The following is a 24,199-nucleotide window of genomic DNA, read 5'->3' as shown; positions in this document are numbered from 1 at the left end:
ATCCAACATACAGTCTGTATGTAAATTCAAATAACATACAGGCTGCATGTATGCAACAAGAGTCCGAACGCCGCTCCAATCGCGACCGCACCGAGGCGACGCGCGCCGATCTGATCCGAGCGGCGCGAAAGCTGTTTACGGAAAAGTCCTATGCCGAGACCGGCACGCCGGAGATCGTCGCCGAGGCCGGCGTGACGCGCGGCGCGCTCTATCATCACTTCGCCGACAAGCAGGCGCTGTTCGCGGCGGTCGTCGAGCAGGAAGCAGCGGCCGTGGCGGGCGAGATCGACCATGCCTCGCCGCCCTCGCTATCCGCGCGTGACGCGCTGATCGCAGGCTCGGACGCCTATCTCAAGGCAATGCGAGCGCCCGGCCGCACGCGTCTCCTGCTGCTCGACGGGCCGGCCGTGCTCGGCCGCGCCGCGATGGACGAGATCGACAACCGCCACGGCAACCGCTCGTTGCGCGAAGGCCTGGTCGCCGCGATGCGCGCGCAAGCAATGATCAGATTGCCGGTCGAGGCGCTGACCGCTTTGCTGGCGGCCGCCTTCGATCGGGCCGCTTTAGCCATCGAGGCCGGCGCGTCCGGCGAGGATTACCGCGCGGTACTGATCGCGCTCATGGACGGCTTGTCTCCGGCTCCTCCTCCGTCCAAACGCCCGGCTCCATCTCGTTGAAGCAGCCGAGCTGCCGCTTGAACTCGTCGATCAGCCAGGATGCCGCCGGCTTGGGGCTGCGGTCGGTGCGGTGCATGGCATAAAGCGGCGAGCGCACCTCGCGATACGGCTCCAGTTCGAGCTCGACCAGCCGGCCGCTGGCAAGATCGTCGGCGATCAGCCAGCGCGGCAGACCGCCCCAGCCGAGACCTTCGCGCATCAAGGCATGCTTGGTGCGCACGTCCGTCAATCGCCAGGTCCGATAGGCAAACACGCCGTAGTCGCGCCCGCGCGTCCGCTCCGACTGGTCGGAGACGACGAGCTGGATATGCTCGCGCAGATCCTCGACGGCAACCGGCTTCGGTAGTTTGGCCAATGGGTGATCGGGTGCCGCCGCAGGCACCATCGAAGTGAAGCCTATGCGCAGCAGATTGACGTCGGCATCGCCGTGCAGGCCGCCGAAGCCGAGATCTGACTGGCCGTTGAGGACCTGATCGACGATCGCGCCGAGCGAGCCGATATAGAGTCTCAGCATCACCGCCGGGAACTGGGCCTCGAAGGCCTTGAGCACGCGCACCAGCGCCGGTGAAGGCAGCGCCACGTCGACCGACACCGTCACTTCCGCCTCCAGCCCTTGCCGGTAGCCATCGGCGCGCGAGCGGATGCGATGCAGCACGCCGATCATGCGCCGCGCATCTTCGAGCATCGCCTTGCCGACATCGGTCAGTTGCGGCTCGCGCACGCCTTCGCGTTCGAACAGTTTCAGGCCGAGCTGCGCCTCGAGATTGGCGATGCCGTAGCTTACCACCGACTGCGCCCGGTTGAGCTTGCGCCCCGCGGCCGAGAAGCTGCCGGTATCGGCCACCGCTACCAGGATTTGGAGCTGATCTAATGTCGGGTTCGGCTGCATGCGTGTCCAATCCATTTTATAGATTGATTGTATGCATATTATACCAGTTATCCTGATAGGGCGGCAATCCCATATTGGCGGGGAAGTTTCAATCCAACCCCAAGGGGACACCGCCATGTCTATTCTTCTCGTCACCTCCAGCCCGCGCGGCGCCGCTTCACACTCGACCCGCGTCGCCACAGATCTTGCCCAGAAGCTCGCTGCCGCCGATCCGGCCAACACGCTTGTCGTGCGCGATCTGGTCGCCAATCCGCTGCCGCATATCGACCCTGATTACGCCACCGGCATCTACACGCCGGCCGAAGCACGCACGCCGCGCCAGGCCGAGGTCGTCGGCGTCTCCGACGCCGTGCTCGACGAGCTTTTCGCTGCCGACACCGTGATCCTCGCGACAGGCTTCATCAACTTCAACATCTCCTCGACGTTGAAGTCCTGGGTCGACCATGTCGCCCGCTCCGGCAAGACCTTTGCCTATGGCGAAGGCGGGCCGAAGGGCCTCGTCAACGGCAAGAAGGTCTATATCGTGCTCGCTTCCGGCGGCATCTATTCCGAAGGCGCCGCGGTGCAGATGGACCATGCGGTTCCCTATCTGCGCAGCGTGCTCGGCTTCCTCGGCATGACTGATGTCGAAGTCATCCGCGTCGAAGGCGTCGGCATGGGCGCCGACGCCGTCGCGGCGGCGCTTGCCAAAGCCACCGCCAAGGTCGACGCGATCGCTGCCGCCAATGCGGATCGGGCTGCAGTCGCGGCCTGATTATATCTGGAAACCAAGAAGGCGGGCGCCGATCAGCGCCCGCCTCTTTTTGCATTTTCGCCCCGCTGCAGCGGCGGCAGCGCCACGGCTGGATGGCGGTCCTCGCGCAGGATCAGCCTCGCGGCGCCGGGCGCGATCCGATATCCTGCTCTGCCGAAAGCGATCCGCCCGCCGCCTGCGCAAACAGCTGGAACGACTCTTTCTTCCCCCTGGTCCTGATCACCTCCGACAATTTGAAGACACTGCCGCAAGGGCTGACCGTGTTCGTCAGCGAATTCACCACCGACTGGGGGGTGCTGTTCACCGGGCTGACACTGGCGGCGCTGCCGATTAGCTTGCTCTACATCGTGTTGTCGAAGCAGTTCGTTTCCGGCATCACGCAAGGCGCGGTCAGATAGGCGCAGTCCAACAACGAAGTCAGGACATCAAAGTGGCGAACCAGAACAAGATCATCATCACCTGCGCGGTCACAGGCTCGATTCATACGCCGTCAATGTCGCCGCATTTGCCGGTGACGGCTGAGGAGATCGCGACAGCCGCGATCGAGGCGGCCGATGCGGGTGCCGCGATCGTCCACCTTCACGCCCGCAACCCGGTCGACGGGCGCCCAGACCAGTCAACCGAGGCCTTCGCCCCGTTCCTGCAGGTCATCAAGCAGCGCTCCAACTGCGTCGTCAACATCACCACCGGGGGTGCGGCGACGATGAGCGTGGAGGAGCGCGTCAGGCCGGCCAAGGTGTTCGCGCCCGAGGTCGCGTCGCTCAACATGGGCTCGATGAATTTCGCGCTGTTCCCGATGCTGGAGCGGTTCAAGACATTCGAGCATGACTGGGAACGGCCCTATCTCGAATCTTCGCGCGACCGCATCTTCCGCAACACTTTCGGCGACATCGAGCACATCTTGCGCACTTGCGCTGACAACGGCACGCGCTTCGAGATCGAGTGCTACGACATCGGCCACCTCTACACGTTGGCGCATTTCGTCGAGCGTGGCCTGGTCAAGGCGCCGTTCTTCGTCCAGAGCGTTTTCGGCATCCTCGGCGGCATCGGCACCCACCCGGAAGACGTCGCCCATATGAAGCGCACGGCCGACCGCCTGTTCGGCAACGACTATCACTGGTCGGTGCTGGGCGCCGGCCGCCACCAACTACCGATCGCTACGCAGGCGATTGCGCTGGGCGGCAATGTGCGGGTCGGCCTGGAGGACTCGCTATGGATCGGCAAGGGCAAGCTCGCCCGCTCCAGCGCCGAACAGGTGACCAAGGTGCGCCAGATCATCGAAGGCCTCGGCGCCTCGATCGCCACGCCCGACGAAGCGCGGCAGATCCTCCAGCTCAAGGGCGGCGACAAGGTCGCGTTCTGAGCGGCGGCGCCCGTTAGCCGAACATCCGCTCGCCCTGCTCGTCGACGAGCTGGATGCCCTTCTTGATCGAGATGTCGACGGCGTCGTCCAATCCGGCGAAGCGGTCGGCGCGGATGAAGCGGTGCTCTTTCATCACACCGTCCACTTCCTTCGAGACGACGCCGCAGGTCTGGTACTGGCCCTCGGCCTTGTAGGGCGTGGCGCTAATCAGGAACCCCTTGTGCTCGACCTGCTTTGCCGGCTTGGCGGTGCCGGCCTCCGTTGCCTCACCGCCGCCGCCAAAAAGCTTCTTCAGAAAAGACATTTTTCAAAACTCCCATCCACGCGGGCACGTCATTACGGCGCCGCCTGTTCATTCAGGCTTTGTCTCAGCATGCGCGAATGCGCCGCCGTGTTCCAGCCCCTTGACGAAAACGCCGACCAGAAGCTCGATCTGATGCCAGATCTCCTCGGCCTGCCTGCTGTTCGAATTCGCCACATAGCCGCTGGTCACGATACCGTGCACGCTTGACCACAAGGTCCGCGCCGCAAGCGCGCGGCGGTCGTCGTCGAGGCCGAAATCGCCGGCCTTGAGCACGCCGGCGACGATGTCGAAGAGCGCGTCGAGCAGCGCGTCATAGGCATCGGGGCCTGGCTGCGTCGCGCGGCGGCGGTTGAAGGCAAGCACCGCCGGCCAGCTGCCGGGATGCGCCTCGACGAAGCGCACATAGGCCGCCGCCATCGCCAGGATGCGATGCCGGACATCGGTCACCCCTTGCCTTTCGAGATCGGCCATCGCCGCGATGCCTGTCGCGCCGAGCCGGTCGAGCAGGCGCATGTTGACGGCGCGGTGCACCTCGTCGAGATCGGCAAAGAGGTTATAGACGGATCCGACCGAGATGCCGGCCTGCTCGGCGATGGTGCGTGCCTTCAGATTGTCGGCGCCGCCCTCGTTGAGCAGCGCCTCGGCAATGGCGAGCACCTTCTCGCTCATCTCTTCCTTGTCCAGCGCCATGCTTCTTTCCTGTCCTTATGTCCGAAGTCGGCAAGCCCAGCCCAAGATTCATTCCATTTGCTTGCGTTTACCATGGCCAACGCTTCATGAACAGCGTTCAAATAACGCTTGAACAGTGTTCATTTCCTGTTATGTTGGGTTTGTGAACATCGTTCACAAAAACAGGGAGAAGAAGACCATGCTTAGCCTGATCAAGACATTGCTGGACGGCGCCAGCGCACGGGCCGAGGACAATCTGAAGGATCGTTTTGCGATCGACCTTCTGGCCCAGCGCATCCGCGACGCGGAGGCGGGCCTTGCCGCCGCCAAGCAGACGCTCGCCTCGTTGATCGTGCGCCAGCGCGCCGAGCAGACCAGCCTCGACCAGCTCGACCGCCGCATCGCCGATCTGGAAACCCGCACGCTCAGCGCGCTTTCCGCCAACAACCAGGCGCTTGCCGAAGGCGGCGCTTCCGCAATCGCCGAACTCGAGAACGAGCGCGAGGTCCGCCGCGCCACGGTCAAGAGCCTCGGCGAGAAGACCTTGCGGATGCGCCTGTCCGTGGAACAGGCGCATCGCCGCATCATCGATCTCAACCAGGGCATGATCTCCGCCAGGGCGATCGATGCCGAACGCAAGGCGCAGTCGCGCCTCAACCGCTCGATCGGCCGCACCGCAAGCATCAACGAAGCGGAGGAATTGCTGGCCCGCATCAAGGACAGCTCCGACCCGTTCGAAGAGGCCGGCATCCTCGACGAGATTGACGACGAGCTGCGCCACGAGGCGATCCGTGAACGCCTCGCCGAAGCAGGCCACGGGCCGGCCACCAAAGTGCGCGCTGAGGATGTTTTGGCGCGCCTCAAATCCCTGAACTGAACCCGCAATTTCCCATAATAGATCAAATCCAAGGAATACGACGATGAACGGCAATCAGACCTACATCCTGTTCAACACCGTATCGGTGGGCGCAGCCTATTTCATGCTCGGCCTGTCGCTGTGGCTGGCGCCGGTCGACCTCTCGACCAAGGGCTACTGGGCGATGGGCGTGCTGCTGCTCACCGGCAGCCTGGTGAACCTGGTCAAGTACCGCACCGACGAGCGGATCGCGGCCGAGACCACCGCCAAGATCGAGAAGGCGCGCAACGAGAAGCTGATCAGCGAATATGTCGGCAAGGAATAATCCCCTGCTCTTGCCGATCGCTGACTGACTACAAAAGCCCGGAGCGATCCGGGCTTTTGGGTTTCCCTATGAGAATGTCTTAGCGACGAGCCAAGGCCTCGATCGCCTCTGCGGCGTCTTCCAGGATGCTGATCGCCTCGGCCTGCTTGTCCTCCGGCGCGTCGGCGATGTCGCCGAGCGCGGCGCGCAGCCGGTGTCGCAGCGCGCGGAACCGGTCGCGCGTTTCCGAACGGCCGCGGCGCCCCTCGTCCTTGTCGTCGACCCAGCCGAACCATTCGCGCGCCGCGGCCATCTTGCGGCCGAAACGCTCGAGATGGTCGAGCACGCTGTCGATCATCTCGCGGTTCTCGTCCAGATGCGCCTTGCCGGCCTCGGTGATCGAAAACACCTTCTTGTTGCCTTCGCTCGAGGATACCGCGTAGCCCGCCTCCTCCAGGAAGGTCAGCGTCGGATAGACCACGCCCGGGCTCGGGCTGTAGATGCCGCTGGTGCGCTCTTCCAGAGCCTTGATGATGTCGTAGCCGTGGCGCGGCGCGTCGGCCAGCAGCGACAGCGTGATCAGCTTGAGATCGCCGTCGGCCAGCATGCGCCCAGCGCGGAACATGTCGCCCGGGCCGCCGCGTCCGCCGCCCCTGCCGCCATGGCCGAACGGGCCGAAGCCGCCCCCCCCTCTGCCACCAAATTTGCCGGCCATATGCATGAACATGCGCTCGCCGAAGTGGTTGTGTCTGTGCATGGATTGCTCCTTGAGTTATATCTTACGATACATCGTAAGTAAGACGCGGCGCTTGTTGAGTCAAGATATATCTTAAGATGTATCTTACGCCGTTCCAAGATGGCATATGCGTCCTCATACGGCTGGGCCAGACCGCTACCAACGGCCCTTGCGTCGGTTCCAGGCGTAGAGCACGTCCGCGAAACGGTCATAGGCAAAGCGCGTCAACGGCAGCGCGATGGGGTTGCCGAACAAGCTCGCCAGCCATCCCTCGCCCGGCGTGATCCGCCAGACCGCGATCGCCACGTCGGCGCCGACCAGCAGCCGCCCGCCGGCATCGGTCGCATGCAGGCGCCGGCGGATATTCTCCAGCGAGGCGCCGAAGGCGGAAAGCGCCTCGGGTTCGAAATTGATGTCGCGGAATTCGATGCGGCCAGCCTTGACCGCCTCGACCAGCCGCCGCTTCTGCCGGTTGATGCCGGCGTCGCACACCGGACAGCGTGTGTTGTACCAGACTGTCAGCAACGGCTCGGGCATGGCGCGACTATCGGGAATGCGGCGCGGTTTCGCAACAGCCGCGCCGAGCCCGTCAGCCGCTTTACCCGAGCGAGCTGATGATCTCCCGATAGGCGAATTCCGGAAACGCCTTCATCGTCCGCGTTTTGACATTGCCGCCCGACGACAACATCAGCGCGAAGCGGGCAAGCACCGCATCGTCCGGCGCTTCGACGATGGCGACCATGTCGCATTCGCCCATGGTCAGGTAGAATGCCTTGAACGAGCCGCCCATTTCCCCCAGCAGCTTCTTGGCGGCATCGAGCCGCTTCGGCGACTCCCGCACATTCTTGGCGCCGAGCTCAGTCCAGTTGATAAGCACGATGTACGTCGTCATGGCACACCTCCCATCGGAGCTAGATGGCCAGGGCATCCGGCCAACTGTCCGGAAATGCATTCGACGTTTCGACTATCCTCCCGGCAACCGTTCCAGACAAGGGTTGCAAGCGAAACTGGCAATGAAAAAGGGGGCCGAAGCGCCCTTTCGATCCTTGCCCAGCGCTTGGCTCAGCTGCCCAAACGACAACGCTAGTTGTCGACGGTCCTGATCAGCCCCTCTTCGAGCAGGTCAACCTTATCCTTCAGAATGTATCTGTGGCCGAGGCCAACGGAATTCTCTGGAAGTCGCAGATACGTCGCGAGTTCTTCGTGGAGGTCGAGCGGAGCTGCGCACTCTTTGGCTCCATCCATCCCCAATATCTGAAGCAGACTGTCGGCCGCGGTGGATTTGCCGATCGTAGCCAGCAACGCGGCGGCATCTTCGAGCCGAGGACGCATATCCTCATCGTCAGGGTCGCTCATCTCTATGCCTGGGCAAGAATTGTAGCGAGACTGCAGAACACCATCCTTCGCCGCCCAGAGGCGCAATTGTTCTTCGTCGAAGACGGTGATCGCGATGCCGACACAGGCCAGGTCACGCGTAAGGCTCTGGAGCAAAGGTTCAATCCAGGCAGGATCGAGCCCGTCCGTATATTGGTCCGAAAATGTGATCCAACCGCTCTCATCCGGCGCGGTGACGAAGGCATCGATTTTCTTCAATCTCAGCCAGTTGGCCAACGCCTCACGCGTTGGCCCCTCTATGCTGATGTTTCCGTAGGTCGCCCCCATGCCGAACTCCGGAAAGCAGACTGCTTCAGCTGTCGAGGAAGCTTCTGAGCTTGCGCGATCTGCTCGGATGCTTGAGCTTGCGCAGCGCCTTGGCCTCGATCTGGCGGATGCGCTCGCGTGTTACCGAGAACTGCTGGCCGACTTCCTCCAGCGTGTGGTCGGTATTCATGCCGATGCCGAAACGCATACGCAGTACGCGTTCCTCGCGCGGCGTCAGCGAGGCAAGCACGCGCGTCGTCGTCTCGCGCAGGTTGGCCTGGATCGCCGCGTCGATCGGCAGGATCGCCATCTTGTCCTCGATGAAATCGCCGAGATGCGAATCCTCCTCGTCGCCGACAGGCGTTTCGAGCGAGATCGGCTCTTTGGCGATCTTCAGCACCTTGCGCACTTTTTCCAGCGGCATGGCGAGCTTTTCCGCCAGTTCCTCCGGCGTCGGCTCGCGGCCGATCTCGTGCAGCATCTGGCGCGAGGTGCGAACGATCTTGTTGATCGTCTCGATCATGTGCACCGGAATGCGGATGGTGCGCGCCTGGTCGGCGATCGAGCGGGTGATGGCCTGCCGGATCCACCAGGTGGCGTAGGTCGAGAACTTGTAGCCGCGACGGTACTCGAACTTGTCGACCGCCTTCATCAGGCCGATATTGCCTTCCTGGATGAGATCCAGGAACTGCAGGCCGCGGTTGGTGTATTTCTTGGCGATGGAGATGACCAGGCGAAGATTCGCCTCGACCATTTCCTTCTTGGCGATCGCGGCCTCGCGCTCGCCCTTCTGCACCTGGTTGACGATCTTGCGGAATTCCAGGATCGAGATCGCCGTTTCGGTGGCGAGATTCTGGATCTCGGCGCGCAGCTCCTTGATCGCATCCTTCTCGTTCTTGGTGAACTCCTTCCAGCCGCGCGAGGTCAGGTTGGCGATCGAGCGCGTCCAGTTCGGATCGAGCTCCGAGCCCTGATACTCCCGCAGGAACTCCTCGCGGCGCACGCCATAGCTTTCGGCGAGGCGCAAAAGCTTGCCCTCGTTCTGCACCAGGCGCTTGTTGATGTCGTAGAGCTGCTCGACCAGCGCCTCGATGCGCGCTGCGTTGAGCGACAGCGACTTCACTGCCTTGATCAGCTGGTCCTTCAGCTCCTTCAGGCGGCGGTCCTGGCTGGGCGACAGCGTGCCGGCCGCGGCCAGGCGGTTCTCGACCTGCTGGTCCTGCAGCTTGCGCAGCTTCTTGTAGGTATCGGCGATGACGTCGAGCGTCTCCATCACCTGCGGGCGCAGTTCCGCTTCCATCGCGGCCAGCGACAGGCTCGCCTCGTCCTCGTCGTCTTCCTCTTCCTCCAGCCCGCGCGTGTCGCCGCCGACATTGGTGATGTCGTCTTCTTCCTCGCGTGCCGCCGAGCGGCCGCGTGGCTTCTCCTCGGGCTTGGGCGCTTCCTCGATGCGTTCGACGACGGGCGCCTGCTTGGCTTCGGGGCCGGCATAGGTCGCCTCGAGGTCGATGATCTCGCGCAGCAGGATCTTCGATTCGTTGAGCTCGTCGCGCCAGATGATGATGGCCTGGAAGGTCAGCGGGCTTTCGCACAGCCCCGCGATCATCGTCTCGCGGCCGGCCTCGATGCGCTTGGCGATCGCGATTTCGCCCTCGCGCGACAGCAGCTCGACCGAGCCCATCTCGCGCAGATACATGCGCACCGGGTCGTCGGTGCGATCGGTCGGCTCTTTCTTGGTGGTCGTGGCGGCGACGGCGGTGCCGGTCTGCTCGGCGAGCTCGTTGGCGTCTTCCTCGGCGTCGGCGGCCGGCTCGGCTTCCGCCTCCTCGCCCACCTCGTCGTCCTCGACGACGTTGATGCCCATGTCACTGAGCATCGCATTGATATCTTCGATGCGGTCCGGATCCGTCTCTTCCGAGGGCAGCACCGCGTTGAGCTCGTCGAGCGTGACATAGCCGCGTTTCTTCGCGGCCTTGATCATCTTCTTGACAGCATCGTCGGAAAGGTCGAGCAGGGGGCCATCGGTGGCGCCTTCGCGTTCGGTCTCGACCTCTTCCTTTTCCTTTGTCGCCATTCTTTGTCGTCTCCAAGCGGCCGAATATCGAGGCCGCGTAAACTGCCGTACCGGTTATGCTGGACGCGCTCGCGCCGGAACGCTTTTCACCGGCCCAGCAACCGTGTCATCTCTTTTGTTTTGTGCATGTCTCTGTCCCAAACCGGTTTCCACTTTTGGGCGACATGCATTAAGTCCAGATTAACCCTGATATCTGGAGCGGGCACTTTGCCTGTCCAGTCGCCACCGGTGCCTCACATCGCTCGAATTCCCGTCGATGCCGTGGCACGGTTAACGTTTCGAATCGTCCTGATTCCGCCAATCTGCCAGAAGGTCAAGCGCCTCTGGCATGATTCGCATGAAAAAAGCGAATCAATTACCCGACTTAGAGGCGTCGATTCGACGCGCCGCGCATTTCCACTTCACTTCCAATGGGTGGTGTTCGGCCCTAAACGCGGCCAACCCTGCCCGACGAGACGCCGAATCCTTCGATCAGCGCTTCCGTTGCCTGCACATCGTTGAATTGCGCTTGAATCTCGACGAGATGCCGGAAGTTTTCGTCCGAAGGGTCTGCATCGAGCGCCGCCTGCGCCTGTTTCAGCTCTCTATGTAATGTGCGGGCGCTACGCTGCAAGTGGAGCGCCTGGTTGAAGGCGTCGCGGGCATCGTCAAGCGCCGCCGTTTCCAGCGCCGGCCATTGCCGCGCGCGCTTAATCAACTCGACAGCCCGCTCCCAGATGCCGCCGCAGCCGGCGCGCTCGATGGTGGCGATGACCGCGCCGCGCTCGTCGGCCGCTTCATGCGCCATGGCGTCGAGAATGGCCGCGTGCAGCTTGCGCAAATCCGAATTGGCGAGGTCGAGGAATTCGACATGGGCGAAATTCTCGTCGATCAGCGCCGGGTGGTTGACCAGTGCCACGATGATCGTCGCCTCGCGCACCGACATCCCCTCGCCGGCTCGCTTGACCAGCGCCGAGCGACCCAGGCTCTCGGTGATCGCGGCGCGCCCGCCGGCCGCCCCACCTTTCGCGAACTGCCCGCCGGGCACGGGCGTCTTGCTCTGCCCCGGCTTCCAATCCTGACGGCCTTGCCGAACATTCCGCTGGGCTCCGAAGAAGCTCCGCACCCGTTCGCGCATCACCTGTTGATATTCGTAGCGAACACTCTCGTCCCGGATACGGCTGGCGAGTTCACTCAGCCTTTTTCCCAGCTCGGCGCGTCGCTCTGGCGTCTCGAAGACACCGCCGGCGGTCTCCCGCATCCACAGAAGGTCGACAAGCGGTCGCGCCTCCGCCAGCACCACGCGGAACGCGTCCGGTCCCTCGGCCTTGACCAGGTCGTCGGGGTCCTTGCCTTCCGGCAGCAGCGCAAAACGTGCCGAGCGCCCGGCCTGCACGGAGGGGAGCGCCAAATCCGCGGCACGCCATGCCGCCTTCAGCCCGGCCTGGTCGCCGTCGAAGCACAGCACCGGCTCGGGCGCCATGCGCCACAGAAGCTCGAGCTGGTTTTCGGTCAGCGCCGTGCCGAGCGGCGCCACGGCGTTCTCGAAGCCGGCCTGCGCCAGCGCGATCACGTCCATATAGCCTTCGACGGCGATCACCGTGCCGCCTTTGGCCAACGCTTTGCGGGCGCGCGCGAAATTGTAGAGCACGTTGCCCTTGTGGAAGAGCTCCGTCTCCGGCGAATTCATGTATTTGGCGAGCGCGTCGGGCGCCAGCGCGCGCCCGCCGAAGGCGATGATCTTGCCGCGCGAATCCGGGATTGGAAACATGATGCGGTCGCGGAACCAGTCGTAGGAGACCGGGATGTCGTCGCCGTGCCGCACCAGGCCGCAGGCCTCGATATCGGCCTTCGGCACGCCCTTGGCAGCAAGATGTTCCTTGAGCGCGTTGCGGCTGTCGGGCGCATAGCCCAGACGGAAGGATTGCTGCGTCGCCGGTGTCAGCCCGCGGTCGCGCAGATACGCGCGGGCTTTGGCGCCGTCGGCGCTCTGCAGCCGCTCCTGGAAGAAGGCGGTCGCCATTTCCATGACGTCGGTCAGGCTGGCGCGTTCCTTCTCGCGCCGCTCTTCCTGTTCGTCGCGCACCGGCATCGGCACGCCGGCCATCTCGGCGATCTTCTCGACGGCTTCGGGGAAGCTCATGCCGTCTAGCTCGGTGAGGAACTTGAAATGGTCGCCCGAAACCGAGCAGCCGAAGCAGTGATAGCGGCCCTTCTTGTCCTCGCAATGGAAGGACGGGCTCTTCTCGCCGTGGAAGGGACAGCAGGCCCAGTAGTCGCCGCGCGACGCGTTGGTCTTTTTCCTGTCCCACGCGACGCGCGTGCCGATGACCTGCGAAATCGGCACGCGGTCGCGTATCTCGTCGAGGAAGGCGGGCGGAAAGCGCATCGGGGAAACTCGTTTGCCCTCCATATAATCAAGCAGCCCGGGCACGGCGACCCCATCCGGCCCATCGTACCCGCTTTTCACAGACGAGAAGGCGGCCGGGCGGCCGCCTTCCGAATTTCGCGATTGTCGAGATTACTGCGCGGCGATCGCGCCGAAGACGATGCCGGAGAGGATGCTGACCAGCAAATAGTCGTTGCCGACGCGGATCCATTCCTGGCCGGGACCAGGGCGGCGCAGGCCGTGGCGGTTCCAGTCGCGGAGCGGCTGGTGACGGTTCCAGTTGGAATATCTTTGGCCGTTGCGCCAATGGCTGCGCCTTACCACCTCCTTCTTGACGATGACGCGCTTGTCGAGATGCCTGCCGGGCTTCTGCCAGTCGACCTGGGTGTAGCTCGACTGCGGCGTGCTCGGCTGGGCGAGCGGCGCGGCTTGGCCGGAGAAGGCCGAGGCGGCCAGCATCGAGGCGGTGACGGCGCAAAGTATGAGACGCTTCATGGTCGGTATTCCTTGTTGTCGATAGGCAGGGGAATAGCCGCCAATGAATGAACCGAAACTGAACGCCAGAATTACAATTCTGTAATGTTTTCCGAGGCTTGCACCAGCCGCTTCAACAACGCTTCGGATCACGCGGCCGAGCGTTGGGCGATATGAGGCGAAGCGCTGCCGGCAGGCGCATGCAACCAATGCTTCCTACATTCATTTCCGACATGCGCCGCCGAGCCGAGACGATCATCGCATCAGAAAAATCTATTATTCGGCTAATTTTATCTGGTATATTTCGACCCGTTGAAATGACTAAGATTCGTACCCCTCTCCGCACCCCTGATGCCACCTCGCGAGTTTGGCTGTGAGCGGCTCCGTCGTCCTCCTGCACCTTGCCGGCGCGGTGGCGCTGATGCTGTTCGCCACCCGCATGGTGAAGACGGGCGTCGAGCGCGCCTATGGCGACGTGCTGCGCCACCGGCTGCGCGCCACCATGCGCAATCCGGTCATGGCGGTGCTGGCCGGCTGCGGGCTGGCGATCGCGCTGCAGAGCTCGACCGCGGTGACGCTGCTGGTCGGCTCCTTCGCCGGCGCCGGCATCGTTTCGGGCGCCGCCGGGCAATTGGCAGTGCGCGGCGCCGAGATCGGTTCGGCGCTGGTGGCCAAGCTGCTCACCTTCGATCTGACGCTTTTGGTGCCGCTCTGCCTGATCGCGGGCACGGTCATGTTCATGGCCACCGAGCGGCGCGATTGGCGGCAGATGGGCCGTATCCTGATCGGCGTCGGCCTGCTGATCCTGTCGCTGGAGATGATCGGTCAGGCGTCGGAACCGCTGCGCAACAGCCAGTTGATGCCGCTGATCGTCAATTATTTCTCCGGCGACTATGTCACCGCTTACCTGCTCGCCGCGCTGGTTACCTGGCTGTTCCATTCCTCGATCGCCGCCGTGCTGCTCCTGGTGACGCTGGCCGGGCGCGGCTTTATCCCTCCCGAGCTCGGCATCGTGCTGGTGCTCGGCGTCAATCTCGGCTCCTCGATCATCGCGCCCCTGCTTACCCGCAACGCCGATCCAGGCGTCCGCGTCGTGCCGATCGGGAACCTTTTGATGCGCGGCGTGGGCTCGCTGGTGGTGCTGATCCTGTTCATGACGCTGAAGCCGCCCATCGGCTTCCTCGGCGCCACTGTTCCGGACCAGATCGTCAATGCCCACATCCTGTTCAATGTGATCATCCTGCTCGCCGGCCTGCCGCTCGCGGGCCTCGTCTACCGTGTCTCGGAGAAGATCGTTGCGCTCGGAGCCGTGCCGGAGCCGGCCGCCACGCTGGATGTCGTCGAACTGTCGGCGCTCAATGAAAGCGCGTTGGACACGCCGAGCCAGGCGCTGGCCAATGCGACGCGCGAGGTGGTGCGGGTCTGCGAGACGGTCGAGATCATGTTGAAGCGCATCATCGAGCTTTACGAGAGAGCCGACACCGACAAGATCAAGGCGCTGGCCGCGCTCGACGACCGCGTCGACAGGAAGCACGCGGCGATAAAACTCTATCTCGCCAAGATCACCAGGAACCCGCTGACCGAGGATGAGGCGTTGCGGTGCCAGGAGCTGATCGGCGCCTGCGTCAAGCTGGAGCAGGTCGGCGACATCATCGTGCGCAACATGCTGGTGCATGTCAGGAAGAAGCTGGAGCGCGGCCTGGAATTCACGCCTGAAGGCTGGCAGGAGCTCTGCGCCTTCCATTCCTCGGTGCTCGCCAATGCGCGGCTTGCCTTCAACGTGCTGGTCTCGCGCGATCCGGAAACCGCGCGCCAGCTGGTGCTCGAAAAGGATCTCTTGCGCGAACGCGAGAAGGAAACCAGCGCCAGCCATTTTGAGCGCCTGCGCGAAGGCACCGCCAAGAGCGTCGAGACGAGCTCGATCCACCTCGACACCATCCGCGACCTGAAGCAGATCAACTCGCTGCTCGCCTCGATCGCCTATCCGGTGCTCGAGGAGCGCGGCCTGCTCGGCGGTTCGCGGCTGAAGGCCAGCTGAGGCGATCGGGACCTTCCGAAAAAATAAGTCTTTGCTCATCCTCGCTTCCGTCGGCTAAGGAACGCCTGTGGACCTGTTGGGAGGACGATCCGTCGATGGACACGCATTCGCGCAGCTTCGCCAAGGCGCTTTCCTGGCGCGTCACCGGCACGATCGACACGATGATCATCTCCCTGGTGGTCACCGGCAGCATCAAGCTCGCCGCCACGATCGGGCTCACCGAAGTGGTCACCAAGTCGCTGCTTTACTACCTGCACGAACGGGCCTGGCTGAAGATCCCTTACGGGCGCAAAAAGGCAGCGTAGCAGCAAGCGACAGGCCGACTTTGATGCGTCCCGTCAAGAAAAGCTAAAGCGCCATCGCCAATTTCTGCATTGCCGCGCCCGCGCAGGCATGGTTTGAGACGTGCATTCCTCGCCTATGTTTTGAACCATGCTGCCGCTGATTGCCCTTTTCCTTGCCGCCTTCGCCTTCGGCACCACCGAATTCGTCATCGCCGGCGTGCTGCCGGAGGTGGCGCAGGGCCTCGGCGTTTCGGTGCCCACCGCCGGCTATCTCGTCTCCGGCTATGCCTGCGGCATTGCGATCGGCGGCCCGCTGCTGGCTTTGGCCACCGGCAAGGTCTCGCGCAAGACGCTGCTGATTGGGCTCACGATCGCTTTCACCCTTGGCCAGGCGGCTTGCGCGCTGGCGCCCGATTTCGCCTCGATGCTTCTGCTGCGGGTCGCGACTGCCGTGGCGCATGGCTGCTATTTCGGTGTCGCCATGGTGGTTGCGGTCAGCTTGGTGCGCGAGGACCAGCGCGGCCGGGCGGTCGCGGTCATTCTCTCGGGGCTGACGGTTTCCAATATCATCGGCGTGCCGGCCGGCACCGCGATCGGCAGCCTGTGGGGTTGGCGCGCGACCTTCTGGGTGATGGGCGCGCTGGGCCTTGTCGCGATCGTCGCCATGCTGGCGCTGCTGCCACGCACGGCGGGCGCCGCCAACCGGCCAGCCGGGTTGGCGCGCGAAGTTCGCGTGCTCGGCCGCCAGCAGGTCTGGACCTCGCTGATCCTGATGCTGATGCTGATGATCGGCCAGTTTGCGCTGTTCACCTACATCACGCCGATGCTGCTCGAGGTCACGGGCCTCGACGAGGGCCTGATCCCCTTTGTGCTTTTGCTCAACGGCGTCGGGGCCACGATCGGCGTCCTGGTCGGCGGCAAGCTCGCCGACTGGAAGCTGATGCCGTCGCTGGTCGTCATGCTTGCCCTGCAGGCGGTGACGCTTGGCGTCATCTACCTCGTCAGCCCCTATCCGGTGCCGATGGTCGCGGCAATCGTCATCTGGGGCGGTCTCAATTTCGCTATCGGCGCGCCGATCCAGACGCGCATCCTCGCCTGGACGGCCGATGCCTCCAACCTCGCCTCCTCGCTGATCCCGTCCGGCTTCAATGTCGGCATCGCGCTGGCTGCCTCGCTGGGCGCGGCGATGCTCAATGCCGGCCTGGGCTATCGCAGCCTGCCGCTGGCCGGCGTGCTCGCCATGCTGGTGGCGGTCGTGGTGGCTTTTGCCTCGCAGACCTGGGAATGGCGCAGCCGCGCGACGCCGCCGCTGCCGGCGGCCGCGGAATAATTCAATGCATCTCGCCCAGAAGTGTGCAGCGGTTCTGGGACAACGACATGCATCAAAACAAAAATTTAAAGCGCGTCGCCTGAATTCGTCTCAGCGCCAGCGCTTTAAAGATCGATCCGGAACCTCAGGCTCTCTGCGCCGCCATAGGCCGCAATTTTGGCAAACCGCCCGACCAGCCTGCCGCCATTGGCAAGCACCACTTTGTGCGAGGCAGGATTGTCGAGATCACTGGTGATCTCGACATGATCGAGCCCGACCGCCCTCGCCTCGTCCAGCATCAGCCGCAGCGCTTCGGTGGCATAGCCGCGGTTGCGCTTCCACGGCACCACCGCATAGCCGATATGGCCGAGCACATGCGAGGGCAGCTCCGACGTGCCCTTCTGCCAGCGAAAGCCGATCGAGCCGGCGGCCTCGCCGTCCCAGATCCAGCGCCGGAAGCCCGGCAGGCGCGGCACGGTCGTGCCGTCGGGCAACGCGATGGGCGGCCCCTTCGCTTCGGGATCGTCAAGGCCGGCGAGAAATTCAACGGGATCTTTCTCGATCGCCTCGAGTTGCTCGCGCGTCGCTTCGAGGAGCCGCACATTGTGGGCGACCATCCGCGCTCGAGCGCCGCCTTGTAGGACGGCAAATGTTCGAGCGCGGGTTTGACGATTTCGATCATTCTTGGCTTCCCTGTCGAGACCGGCATAGAAGCGATACGGATCGCTCTCAAGTCGCCTGAAACCGGATTTCGCCCTTGTTCAGGAAACAGGCTTTGTCGAACAGCGACAGGTCGAGCGGGTTCGGCAGCCGGATATCGCCGATATCCGGGAATGCTTTCCGGGCGGAATCATATGACCTGTCGACCTGCGAGATGAAGATGAGCACCAGTCCCCGTTCCCGGGCAAACGATTTCAAGGCGCGGATCTGGACCATGAGTTCCGGATTCTCCCGCTTCTGGTCGAGCAGTTGCAGATAGTCGATGACCGCCAGCGTGCCGCGCGGCGCCGCCCGCAACGCCTCGATGATGTAGGCGGCGCTGATGGCGTCGGAATTGTCGAACTCGAACAGGCGGTTGAAATCGGCTGGGTCGACGCCGATGTCACGGAACCGGTCGAGGATATCGGCATGCATGTAGTCCAGGGTGAAGAATACGGCGCGACTGCCTTGCTTCATGGCGGCTACGGCAAGTTCGAGGCTCATCAGCGTCTTGCCCTGCCCCGGCCGCGCCGCCACGAGGACCATGTCGCCGGGGATCAGCCGCGCCAACAAGGCGCCGGCTGGCGCAGCCTCGGCGGCCTTGGCCGCAAGCAGGCTCCAACTGCCGAAGCCTTGCTTGGCGGCAACGCGGTCGAGCGCCTGGTGGAGGGGCACATTTTCGCTGCGGGACAGAAGCCTCGCCTGGCGTTTCAGATGATAGACGGGCGCGGAAAACCGCATCGAAAAACCTCCTGCCGCGAGCAGTCTTGACAACCCCTCCTTATGCCTGGCGCTCGAACAGTTGGTTCGGTGATAAACTGCCCTGCATGAACGATGCTTCCCGACGGAGGGAGGAGGCGTGGGCGCGCCGGAATCAGATCATAGCTCAATCGAAGCGGGCCGAAAATCCGACCTCCAAAAGGGCGTCGCTAAACTAGAAGTGTTTCGCCGATGCGTGCGAGACCTTCTATAATCGGCCCAGCTGATTCACGGATACGAGACATTTCGACGGGAGGGGCAAGAGGGTGCGGTTGAGATCTGTCCCGCGGGGCGCGGCCATCTTCTGCCTTGTCGCGATCCTGGCCGCCCTGACGGCATCGGTCAGCTCTTTTGCGGCTTTGCGGCCGTCGACCGTTCCCGACTGGCTGCAGCGCCATGTCGGCGACGGCGAAGGCCAGATCTCTCAGGTCGTGCTGGAGCGGGCGCGCGCGCTCTACCAGAAGAAGGTCAGCGAAGGTTCGGTCAGCAACCCCTGCTACTTCGCCATGGATGCCACGCGTCCCGGGGATTTGGGCAACAGCGTGCCTGGCCAGCGCTACTACATCATTTGTGAAAGCAAGCAGCTCTTCCGCGCGGTTTCCTCGGGCCATGGCGGCGGCCGCAACCTGAAAGGCGTTGCCGATTTCTCCAACGGCAGGCGCTGCGCGAAGAATTTCGGCAATGCCATGGACTCGGCGCTGACGGCCGGCGGCGCCTATATGACGGCAGAGACCAAGACGTCCTTCAAGGGCTACTATCGTGTCGGCGCGCAGAACGCGGTGTTCATGCGCAGCTTCATCCAGTTCGACGGCGAAGGCGAAGCGGCGAACGCCAGGCAGCGCGTGATCGGCGGCCATCCGGCGGCGATCTTGAAGGGCCTGTGCATGCGCAAGAGCCCGCAAAGCTCCTATGCCGACCATGACGGCCTCGTTCCGTTCGGCAAGCTGGTGAACTATGCCGGCGGCCGCAGCAACGGCTGCACCAGTTGGTCGCCCGCCGACGCCGAGCAGATCATCCCCCTCGTGAAGAACAACCCGACGACGCTCTACATCTATCCGGAATCGCGCGACATCGCCGCTGTCGCCCGGGCCAAGGCCGCCGGCCAGGCGCTCTCAAACGCGGGCACCTATTGGAACGCCTCCTGCCTGAAGGAGATCGGCACTCCCAAATTCTGGCCGAAGAAGGTGCTGGAGCCCATCATCGCCCAGTACAAGAAGGATCATCCGGCACCGCCACCGCAGCCGGTGCCGATCTGCAAGGACTGAGACCGTCGTCTATTGCAGCAGCCCCTTGATGATGGCGCTCGCCTTGGCGAAGTCCATCTGGCCGGCATATTTCTGCTTCAGCGCGGCGATCACCTTGCCCATGTCCTTCTGGCTGGCGGCGCCCGTCGCCGCGATCGCCTCGCGCGCCGCAGCCTGGATCGCCGCGTCGTCGAGCTGCGTCGGCAGGAACTCGCGGATGATCTCCATCTCGCCGCGCTCCTGCGCCGCCAGCTCCGGCCGCTTGCCGTCCTCGAAGGCCTTGGCGGATTCCTCGCGCTGCTTCACCATCTTGGCGAGGATCTGCAGGATCTCCTCCTCGCTCGCCGGCGGCTTTCCGGCGCCGCGATTGGCGATGTCGCGGTCGTGGATGGCGGCCTGGATCAGCCGCAGTGTCGGCAGGCGGTGCTTGTCCTGCGCCTTCATCGCGCTCTTCATGGATTCGGCGATTTTCTCGCGCATCGTGCTTCTCCTTCGAATGCGGCGGACAATAGCTTTGCCGAACGGTCAACGCAAATCCCGCCAAGCCGCTGATATTGCTGGACGAAAGCAAATCGGCCGTGGTCCGGGGGGCGCCGCATTGACCGCTCCGGCGCGTTCGCCTATGTACTCGGTCCTGCATGAGACAATGAGTTGACGCGTGGGAGCCGGGCAATCCAGCTTCGCGCCTTGCTGCGCAAATGGTCCTCCCGACCGATTGCCGCGCCTGACAGGAGTGCCGCCATGGCCACGACCACCGCCCCGTGGGCAACCGAAAAGCCGACCGCCCTTCTGGTGCTCGCCGACGGCACGGTGATCGAAGGCCGCGGCCTTGGCGCCACAGGATCGGCGGTTGCGGAAGTGTGCTTCAACACCGCGCTGACCGGTTATGAAGAAATCCTCACCGATCCGTCTTACGCCGGCCAGATCGTCACCTTCACCTTTCCGCATATCGGCAATGTCGGCACCAATGACGAGGACATCGAGGATTTGCATCCAGCCGCCCGCGCGGGTGCTGTCGGCGCCATCTTCAAGGCCAACGTCACCGACCCGTCGAACTATCGCGCCGCCGGCCATCTCGACCAGTGGCTGAAGCGGCGCGGCATCGTCGCGCTGTCCGGCATCGACACCCGCGCGCTGACTGTGCTGATCCGTGAGAAGGGAATGCCCAATGCCGTCATCGCGCATGCGCCCGACGGCGTCTTCGACATCGAGGACCTGAAGCGGCAGGCCGCGGCCTGGTCGGGCCTGGTCGGCCTCGATCTCGCCAAGGAGGTCACGTCGGGCCAGTCTTCGGTCTGGCGCGAGACGCCGTGGATCTGGAACGAAGGCTATGGCGAGCAAGGCGAGCCTTCCATGCACGTCGTGGCCGTCGACTATGGCGTCAAGCGCAACATCCTGCGCCTGCTTGCGGGCCTCGGCGCCAAGGTCACCGTCGTGCCGGCCAAGACCGGCGCCGAGGAGATCATGGCCATGCAGCCGGACGGCATCTTCCTGTCGAATGGCCCCGGCGACCCGGAAGCGACCGGCGAATATGCCGTGCCGGTGATCCAGTATCTCTTGAAGACCGACATCCCGGTGTTCGGCATCTGCCTCGGCCATCAGATGCTGGCGCTGGCGCTCGGCGGCAGGACCGAGAAGATGCACCAGGGCCATCACGGCGCCAACCATCCGGTCAAAGACCATACCACCGGCAAGGTCGAGATCGTCTCGATGAACCACGGTTTCGCCGTCGACGCCGACTCGCTGCCCGAAGGCGTCGAGGAAACCCATGTCTCGCTCTTCGACGGCTCGAATTGCGGCATCGCCCTGACCGGCCGTCCCGTGTTCTCGGTCCAGCATCATCCCGAGGCCTCGCCCGGCCCGCAGGATTCGCATTACCTGTTCCGGCGCTTCGTCAACCTCATCCGCGAACGCCGCGGCGAGGAAGCGCTGGCCGAACGTTGACACATTCCGAATGCACCGCAAATCATCAAAACCTCAACCGGCGAGGAATTGGTCGTGATACCCAAGGCGGACTACGAGGCGTTGCTGCATGCCGCCGAGGAGGCTCTCAAAGATGCTGCGGATGTCGCCATTTATGACGAGCGCAAAGCCGATCTCAAAAACCGAAAGGGCGCTGCCGGCGGACGTGACCATGAATGTCTTGCGCAGCTCCAGTCGACTAAAGGCGCTGCGCAACTGGCGAAAGCTTACCCAAGCCGAACTGGCCGCGGCGATCGGTGTCAGCCAGGGTTTCCTGTCGGACCTCGAATCCAATCGCCGTAAGCCGTCTGAGCAGACCAGCGCAATGCTGGCGAAGGCGCTCGACATTCCCGGAGCATGGATCGAACGCTAGTCGTCCTCAGGCGGTGTCCGTCACCGGCTCCTGCGTGTGCATGCGCTCGACTTCCTTCGGCGTCGGCTTGGCAACTTTCGTCACGAAGACGATCACCGCCAGCGTCAGGAAAATTGCGCCGAGCACATAGGGCGCGCCGCCGAACACGACTGGCGCGGTCGGGCCCGTGAACCAGGAAAATATCGCGGTGTAGAGCAGCGGCGTGATGATCGAGGTGATCGAGAAGATCGAGGTCATCGCGCCCTGCAATTCGCCCTGCGCCGAGGGCGGCACTTTGGCGGCCGCGAGGCTTCTGAGCGGCGGATCGGCCAGCGCCTCCAGGCAGCCGGCCACGATGACCGCATAGATCATCCAGCCTTGCGTTGAAAACGCATAGCCGAAGGCGCTGAGCGCGGTGAAAGTCAGGCCGATCGCCGCCGTCCTCCATTCGCCGAGCTTGGGAATAATCCGCGGCAGCACCGTCGCCATGATGATCGCACCGCACAGTCCGAAGGCGCCGAGCGAGAAGCCGATCTGCTGCTGGTTCCAGCCATAGCGGTAGTTGGAGACGAACGCCCAGACCGCCGGATACATCATATGGCCGAGCGTCATTAGGAAGAACACCAGCCCGATCCAGCCGATGCCCGGATAATTGCGCATCTGCATGAGCGTGCCGACCGGATTGGCGCGCTTCCATTCGAAACGGCGACGATGCTTTTCGTCCAGCGTCTCCGGCAGCAGGAACATCGCGATCAGGAAATTCACGAAAGCAAGTGCTGCGGCGAAATAGAACGGCACGCGCGGCCCGAACGTGCCGAGCAGACCGCCCAGCACCGGGCCGATGACGAAGCCGACGCCGAAGGCGATGCCGAGCAGGCCGAAATTCTTCGCCCGGTTCTCGTCGTTCGAGATGTCGGCGATAAAGGCGGATGTCGTCGAATAGCTGGCGCCGGAAATACCGGCGAGCACGCGGCCGATGAACAGCATCGGATAGGACCAGGCGATGGCGCAGATCAGGTTGTCGACGGAAAAGGTCAGCACCGAGGCAAGCAAGATCGGCCGCCGGCCGAAGCGGTCGCTTAAGCCGCCCATGATCGGCGCGAAGACGAACTGCATCGCCGCATAGACGAAAAACAGCCAGCCGCCCTCGATCGCGGCCTGGCTGACGCTGACGCCGCTCAGTTCCTCCAGATAGGCCGGCAGCACCGGCATGATGATGCCGAAGCCGATGATGTCGAGCAGCAGCGTGGTGAAAACGAGCGCAAGGCCCCGCCTGGCGGTTTTGGGGTCGATCATGATGAATCTCCTCAGGCCGCCCGGGGCAAAGGCGGGAGGCATCTTATAGGCGACGTTGCCGACAGGAACAATACGCGAACGAAGGCAATTGCCTCATCCTGACATCACTTGCCAGCCGCCTTTGATCGCCGATCCTCGCCGCCAAAGAAGCGGCAGGGCCGCGTCAGATCGGACCGCCCATCGTGTTGCAGTCGGACAGCTTGCCGCTCTTTATGCCGCGCGCCAGCCACGTCTGCCGCTGCTGCGAGGTGCCGTGGTTGAAGCTTTCCGGCACGACGTAGCCCTGCATCTTCTTCTGCAGCGTGTCGTCGCCGATCTGCTTGGCCGCGTTCAGCGCGCTTTCGATATCGCCCTGCTCCAGGATGCCCTTCTGCTGCGTGTAATGTGCCCAGACGCCGGCGAAGCAATCGGCCTGAAGCTCGATGCGCACCGACAGCTGGTTGGCGTCGGCCTCGCTCATGCCTTGCCGCATCTGGTTGAACTTGCCCATGATGCCGGTGAGGTTCTGCACATGGTGGCCGACCTCATGCGCCACCACATAGGCACGGGCGAATTCGCCGGACGCGCCGAACTGCTGGTCGAGCTGCTGGAAGAAGGTCATGTCGAGATAGACTTTGCGATCGCCTGGGCAGTAGAACGGCCCGGCCGCCGCCGAGGCGAAACCACAGGCCGAACGGACCTGGCCACTGAACAGCACCAGCTTGGGATCTTCGTAAGTCAGGCCCTGGGACTTGAAAATGCCGGTCCAGGTGTCCTCGGTATCGGCAAGCACGGTCGCGACGAACTGCTTCATCTCGTCATTGGCGGGGGCGTTGCCATTGTCCTGTGTGTCGGAGATCTGGCCGCCGCCTCCCGGCACCAGGCCCCCGCTGCCGTCACCCAGGATCTGCGATGGATCGAAGCCGAAATACCATCCTGCGAGCACGACAAGGATAACCAGGATGATGCTGCCGCCGCCACCGGTACGGCCGCCGATGGGGATGCGGAACTGGCCACCGCCGCCCAGCCCGCCGCCAGGCCCGCCGCCGCTGTCGCTGCGTTCGTCTTCGATGTTGTCGCTCTGACGACGGCCTCTCCAAAGCATGGCAACTCCTCGCGACACGAATGTCCTGGAGGGAGCGGCATGCCACCGCCCCCTGCAGACAAT

At 63.6% G+C, this 24,199-nt stretch carries 26 protein-coding genes and 1 pseudogene; 12 read left to right on the top strand and 15 right to left on the bottom strand.

The window, feature by feature from the left end; translation table 11 throughout:
- The first annotated feature begins 50 nt into the window (after positions 1 to 50).
- On the top strand, positions 51 to 677 hold the full coding sequence (locus FJW05_RS07860) for a TetR/AcrR family transcriptional regulator (protein WP_140630032.1): 627 nt from the start codon (positions 51 to 53) through the stop codon (positions 675 to 677).
- Here FJW05_RS07860 and FJW05_RS07855 read toward each other — a convergent pair.
- Positions 619 to 1,566 carry a LysR family transcriptional regulator gene (locus tag FJW05_RS07855; protein WP_140630030.1) on the bottom strand — a complete coding sequence of 316 codons (948 nt, stop codon included), beginning with the start codon at positions 1,564 to 1,566 and terminating at the stop codon, positions 619 to 621. The genes FJW05_RS07860 and FJW05_RS07855 overlap by 59 nt on opposite strands.
- Before the next feature lie 115 nt (positions 1,567 to 1,681).
- Between FJW05_RS07855 and FJW05_RS07850 the strand changes: the two genes are divergently transcribed.
- From FJW05_RS07850 to FJW05_RS07840, 3 genes are all read left to right on the top strand, one after another.
- On the top strand, positions 1,682 to 2,320 hold the full coding sequence (locus FJW05_RS07850; protein ID WP_140630027.1) for an FMN-dependent NADH-azoreductase: 639 nt from the start codon (positions 1,682 to 1,684) through the stop codon (positions 2,318 to 2,320).
- A gap of 92 nt (positions 2,321 to 2,412) precedes the next feature.
- Positions 2,413 to 2,718 carry a hypothetical protein gene (locus FJW05_RS07845; protein ID WP_246673266.1) on the top strand — a complete coding sequence of 102 codons (306 nt, stop codon included), beginning with the start codon at positions 2,413 to 2,415 and terminating at the stop codon, positions 2,716 to 2,718.
- Positions 2,719 to 2,750: 32 nt separating this feature from the next.
- Positions 2,751 to 3,683, top strand: coding sequence for a 3-keto-5-aminohexanoate cleavage protein (locus tag FJW05_RS07840; RefSeq protein WP_140630023.1), 933 nt, complete (start codon positions 2,751 to 2,753; stop codon positions 3,681 to 3,683).
- 13 nt (positions 3,684 to 3,696) lie between these two features.
- On the opposite strand, the gene FJW05_RS07835 is transcribed toward FJW05_RS07840, so the two are convergent.
- On the bottom strand, positions 3,697 to 3,987 hold the full coding sequence (locus tag FJW05_RS07835) for an HlyU family transcriptional regulator (RefSeq protein WP_095766632.1): 291 nt from the start codon (positions 3,985 to 3,987) through the stop codon (positions 3,697 to 3,699).
- Positions 3,988 to 4,035: 48 nt separating this feature from the next.
- Positions 4,036 to 4,677, bottom strand: coding sequence for a TetR/AcrR family transcriptional regulator (locus tag FJW05_RS07830; protein WP_140630020.1), 642 nt, complete (start codon positions 4,675 to 4,677; stop codon positions 4,036 to 4,038).
- A 178-nt stretch (positions 4,678 to 4,855) separates the two neighbouring features.
- Here FJW05_RS07830 and FJW05_RS07825 point away from each other — a divergent pair, with 178 nt between their 5' ends.
- Together FJW05_RS07825 and FJW05_RS07820 are read left to right on the top strand one after the other, a co-directional pair.
- Positions 4,856 to 5,533 (top strand): PspA/IM30 family protein, encoded by a 678-nt coding sequence (locus FJW05_RS07825; RefSeq protein WP_140630017.1) that lies wholly within the window; start codon positions 4,856 to 4,858, stop codon positions 5,531 to 5,533.
- 43 nt (positions 5,534 to 5,576) lie between these two features.
- A complete protein-coding gene (locus tag FJW05_RS07820) occupies positions 5,577 to 5,837 on the top strand; it encodes a YiaA/YiaB family inner membrane protein (RefSeq protein WP_040996673.1) in 261 nt (86 codons plus the stop codon).
- Between the two features lie 79 nt (positions 5,838 to 5,916).
- Here FJW05_RS07820 and FJW05_RS07815 read toward each other — a convergent pair whose 3' ends face one another.
- From FJW05_RS07815 to FJW05_RS07785, 7 genes are all read right to left on the bottom strand, one after another.
- Positions 5,917 to 6,573, bottom strand: coding sequence for a PadR family transcriptional regulator (locus FJW05_RS07815; RefSeq protein ID WP_140630015.1), 657 nt, complete (start codon positions 6,571 to 6,573; stop codon positions 5,917 to 5,919).
- 135 nt (positions 6,574 to 6,708) lie between these two features.
- The gene (locus FJW05_RS07810) at positions 6,709 to 7,089 is read right to left on the bottom strand and encodes a DCC1-like thiol-disulfide oxidoreductase family protein (protein WP_246673264.1); all 381 of its coding nucleotides are present in this window, start codon (positions 7,087 to 7,089) and stop codon (positions 6,709 to 6,711) included.
- Between the two features lie 61 nt (positions 7,090 to 7,150).
- Positions 7,151 to 7,444: a GYD domain-containing protein gene (locus FJW05_RS07805; RefSeq protein WP_095766734.1), complete on the bottom strand. Its 294-nt coding sequence runs from the start codon at positions 7,442 to 7,444 to the stop codon at positions 7,151 to 7,153.
- A gap of 191 nt (positions 7,445 to 7,635) precedes the next feature.
- Positions 7,636 to 8,214, bottom strand: coding sequence for a hypothetical protein (locus tag FJW05_RS07800; RefSeq protein WP_140630012.1), 579 nt, complete (start codon positions 8,212 to 8,214; stop codon positions 7,636 to 7,638).
- A gap of 25 nt (positions 8,215 to 8,239) precedes the next feature.
- Positions 8,240 to 10,267, bottom strand: a complete 2,028-nt coding sequence (rpoD, locus tag FJW05_RS07795; RefSeq protein ID WP_095766628.1) for an RNA polymerase sigma factor RpoD — start codon at positions 10,265 to 10,267, stop codon at positions 8,240 to 8,242.
- 427 nt (positions 10,268 to 10,694) lie between these two features.
- Positions 10,695 to 12,635 carry a DNA primase gene (gene dnaG / locus FJW05_RS07790; protein ID WP_140630009.1) on the bottom strand — a complete coding sequence of 647 codons (1,941 nt, stop codon included), beginning with the start codon at positions 12,633 to 12,635 and terminating at the stop codon, positions 10,695 to 10,697.
- A gap of 132 nt (positions 12,636 to 12,767) precedes the next feature.
- Entirely contained in the window at positions 12,768 to 13,130 is a 363-nt protein-coding gene (locus FJW05_RS07785; RefSeq protein WP_140630007.1) for an RcnB family protein, read from the bottom strand.
- A 352-nt stretch (positions 13,131 to 13,482) separates the two neighbouring features.
- Between FJW05_RS07785 and FJW05_RS07780 the strand changes: the two genes are divergently transcribed.
- The 3 genes from FJW05_RS07780 to FJW05_RS07770 all read left to right on the top strand — a co-directional run bounded on the left by FJW05_RS07780 (position 13,483) and on the right by FJW05_RS07770 (position 16,761).
- The gene (locus tag FJW05_RS07780) at positions 13,483 to 15,147 is read left to right on the top strand and encodes a Na/Pi cotransporter family protein (RefSeq protein ID WP_140630004.1); all 1,665 of its coding nucleotides are present in this window, start codon (positions 13,483 to 13,485) and stop codon (positions 15,145 to 15,147) included.
- A 95-nt stretch (positions 15,148 to 15,242) separates the two neighbouring features.
- The gene (locus tag FJW05_RS07775; RefSeq protein ID WP_140541439.1) at positions 15,243 to 15,452 is read left to right on the top strand and encodes a DUF2061 domain-containing protein; all 210 of its coding nucleotides are present in this window, start codon (positions 15,243 to 15,245) and stop codon (positions 15,450 to 15,452) included.
- A 127-nt stretch (positions 15,453 to 15,579) separates the two neighbouring features.
- Positions 15,580 to 16,761, top strand: coding sequence for an MFS transporter (locus tag FJW05_RS07770; protein WP_140630001.1), 1,182 nt, complete (start codon positions 15,580 to 15,582; stop codon positions 16,759 to 16,761).
- A 104-nt stretch (positions 16,762 to 16,865) separates the two neighbouring features.
- On the opposite strand, the pseudogene FJW05_RS07765 reads toward FJW05_RS07770, so the two are convergent.
- Together FJW05_RS07765 and FJW05_RS07760 are read right to left on the bottom strand one after the other, a co-directional pair.
- Positions 16,866 to 17,422, bottom strand: a pseudogene (locus FJW05_RS07765) (GNAT family N-acetyltransferase).
- Between the two features lie 47 nt (positions 17,423 to 17,469).
- A complete protein-coding gene (locus FJW05_RS07760) occupies positions 17,470 to 18,180 on the bottom strand; it encodes a DNA helicase (protein ID WP_140629998.1) in 711 nt (236 codons plus the stop codon).
- A 284-nt stretch (positions 18,181 to 18,464) separates the two neighbouring features.
- On the opposite strand from FJW05_RS07760, the gene FJW05_RS07755 reads away from it, so the two are divergent.
- On the top strand, positions 18,465 to 19,463 hold the full coding sequence (locus tag FJW05_RS07755) for a hypothetical protein (RefSeq protein ID WP_140629995.1): 999 nt from the start codon (positions 18,465 to 18,467) through the stop codon (positions 19,461 to 19,463).
- 9 nt (positions 19,464 to 19,472) lie between these two features.
- On the opposite strand, the gene FJW05_RS07750 is transcribed toward FJW05_RS07755, so the two are convergent.
- Entirely contained in the window at positions 19,473 to 19,922 is a 450-nt protein-coding gene (locus tag FJW05_RS07750; protein WP_140629992.1) for a GatB/YqeY domain-containing protein, read from the bottom strand.
- A gap of 261 nt (positions 19,923 to 20,183) precedes the next feature.
- Here FJW05_RS07750 and carA point away from each other — a divergent pair, with 261 nt between their 5' ends.
- Both carA and FJW05_RS27355 read left to right on the top strand, forming a co-directional pair.
- Positions 20,184 to 21,386: a glutamine-hydrolyzing carbamoyl-phosphate synthase small subunit gene (gene carA, locus FJW05_RS07745; protein WP_140629989.1), complete on the top strand. Its 1,203-nt coding sequence runs from the start codon at positions 20,184 to 20,186 to the stop codon at positions 21,384 to 21,386.
- A gap of 112 nt (positions 21,387 to 21,498) precedes the next feature.
- A complete protein-coding gene (locus tag FJW05_RS27355) occupies positions 21,499 to 21,777 on the top strand; it encodes a helix-turn-helix transcriptional regulator (protein WP_246673262.1) in 279 nt (92 codons plus the stop codon).
- A gap of 6 nt (positions 21,778 to 21,783) precedes the next feature.
- Here the strand turns inward: FJW05_RS27355 and FJW05_RS07735 are convergent, their stop codons facing one another.
- A complete protein-coding gene (locus FJW05_RS07735; protein WP_140629987.1) occupies positions 21,784 to 23,052 on the bottom strand; it encodes a TCR/Tet family MFS transporter in 1,269 nt (422 codons plus the stop codon).
- 163 nt (positions 23,053 to 23,215) lie between these two features.
- On the bottom strand, positions 23,216 to 24,136 hold the full coding sequence (locus FJW05_RS07730) for a neutral zinc metallopeptidase (RefSeq protein WP_140629983.1): 921 nt from the start codon (positions 24,134 to 24,136) through the stop codon (positions 23,216 to 23,218).
- Between the last annotated feature and the right edge of the window lie 63 nt (positions 24,137 to 24,199).

This window comes from Mesorhizobium sp. B2-9-1 (assembly GCF_006439455.1).
Lineage (GTDB): Bacteria > Pseudomonadota > Alphaproteobacteria > Rhizobiales > Rhizobiaceae > Mesorhizobium.
This window is presented reverse-complemented; position numbering and strand designations above follow the sequence as displayed.

What these genes read in the sequence shown, in the direction of transcription:
- FJW05_RS07860 (WP_140630032.1), top strand. Translation starts at nt 51, where the DNA reads ATGCAACAAGAGTCCGAACGCCGCTCCAATCGCGACCGCACCGAGGCG.
- FJW05_RS07855 (WP_140630030.1), bottom strand. Translation starts at nt 1,566, where the DNA reads ATGCAGCCGAACCCGACATTAGATCAGCTCCAAATCCTGGTAGCGGTG.
- FJW05_RS07850 (WP_140630027.1), top strand. Translation starts at nt 1,682, where the DNA reads ATGTCTATTCTTCTCGTCACCTCCAGCCCGCGCGGCGCCGCTTCACAC.
- FJW05_RS07845 (WP_246673266.1), top strand. Translation starts at nt 2,413, where the DNA reads ATGGCGGTCCTCGCGCAGGATCAGCCTCGCGGCGCCGGGCGCGATCCG.
- FJW05_RS07835 (WP_095766632.1), bottom strand. Translation starts at nt 3,987, where the DNA reads ATGTCTTTTCTGAAGAAGCTTTTTGGCGGCGGCGGTGAGGCAACGGAG.
- FJW05_RS07830 (WP_140630020.1), bottom strand. Translation starts at nt 4,677, where the DNA reads ATGGCGCTGGACAAGGAAGAGATGAGCGAGAAGGTGCTCGCCATTGCC.
- FJW05_RS07825 (WP_140630017.1), top strand. Translation starts at nt 4,856, where the DNA reads ATGCTTAGCCTGATCAAGACATTGCTGGACGGCGCCAGCGCACGGGCC.
- FJW05_RS07820 (WP_040996673.1), top strand. Translation starts at nt 5,577, where the DNA reads ATGAACGGCAATCAGACCTACATCCTGTTCAACACCGTATCGGTGGGC.
- FJW05_RS07815 (WP_140630015.1), bottom strand. Translation starts at nt 6,573, where the DNA reads ATGCACAGACACAACCACTTCGGCGAGCGCATGTTCATGCATATGGCC.
- FJW05_RS07810 (WP_246673264.1), bottom strand. Translation starts at nt 7,089, where the DNA reads ATGCCCGAGCCGTTGCTGACAGTCTGGTACAACACACGCTGTCCGGTG.
- FJW05_RS07805 (WP_095766734.1), bottom strand. Translation starts at nt 7,444, where the DNA reads ATGACGACGTACATCGTGCTTATCAACTGGACTGAGCTCGGCGCCAAG.
- FJW05_RS07800 (WP_140630012.1), bottom strand. Translation starts at nt 8,214, where the DNA reads ATGGGGGCGACCTACGGAAACATCAGCATAGAGGGGCCAACGCGTGAG.
- rpoD (WP_095766628.1), bottom strand. Translation starts at nt 10,267, where the DNA reads ATGGCGACAAAGGAAAAGGAAGAGGTCGAGACCGAACGCGAAGGCGCC.
- dnaG (WP_140630009.1), bottom strand. Translation starts at nt 12,635, where the DNA reads ATGCGCTTTCCGCCCGCCTTCCTCGACGAGATACGCGACCGCGTGCCG.
- FJW05_RS07785 (WP_140630007.1), bottom strand. Translation starts at nt 13,130, where the DNA reads ATGAAGCGTCTCATACTTTGCGCCGTCACCGCCTCGATGCTGGCCGCC.
- FJW05_RS07775 (WP_140541439.1), top strand. Translation starts at nt 15,243, where the DNA reads ATGGACACGCATTCGCGCAGCTTCGCCAAGGCGCTTTCCTGGCGCGTC.
- FJW05_RS07770 (WP_140630001.1), top strand. Translation starts at nt 15,580, where the DNA reads ATGCTGCCGCTGATTGCCCTTTTCCTTGCCGCCTTCGCCTTCGGCACC.
- FJW05_RS07760 (WP_140629998.1), bottom strand. Translation starts at nt 18,180, where the DNA reads ATGCGGTTTTCCGCGCCCGTCTATCATCTGAAACGCCAGGCGAGGCTT.
- FJW05_RS07750 (WP_140629992.1), bottom strand. Translation starts at nt 19,922, where the DNA reads ATGCGCGAGAAAATCGCCGAATCCATGAAGAGCGCGATGAAGGCGCAG.
- carA (WP_140629989.1), top strand. Translation starts at nt 20,184, where the DNA reads ATGGCCACGACCACCGCCCCGTGGGCAACCGAAAAGCCGACCGCCCTT.
- FJW05_RS27355 (WP_246673262.1), top strand. Translation starts at nt 21,499, where the DNA reads ATGCTGCGGATGTCGCCATTTATGACGAGCGCAAAGCCGATCTCAAAA.
- FJW05_RS07735 (WP_140629987.1), bottom strand. Translation starts at nt 23,052, where the DNA reads ATGATCGACCCCAAAACCGCCAGGCGGGGCCTTGCGCTCGTTTTCACC.
- FJW05_RS07730 (WP_140629983.1), bottom strand. Translation starts at nt 24,136, where the DNA reads ATGCTTTGGAGAGGCCGTCGTCAGAGCGACAACATCGAAGACGAACGC.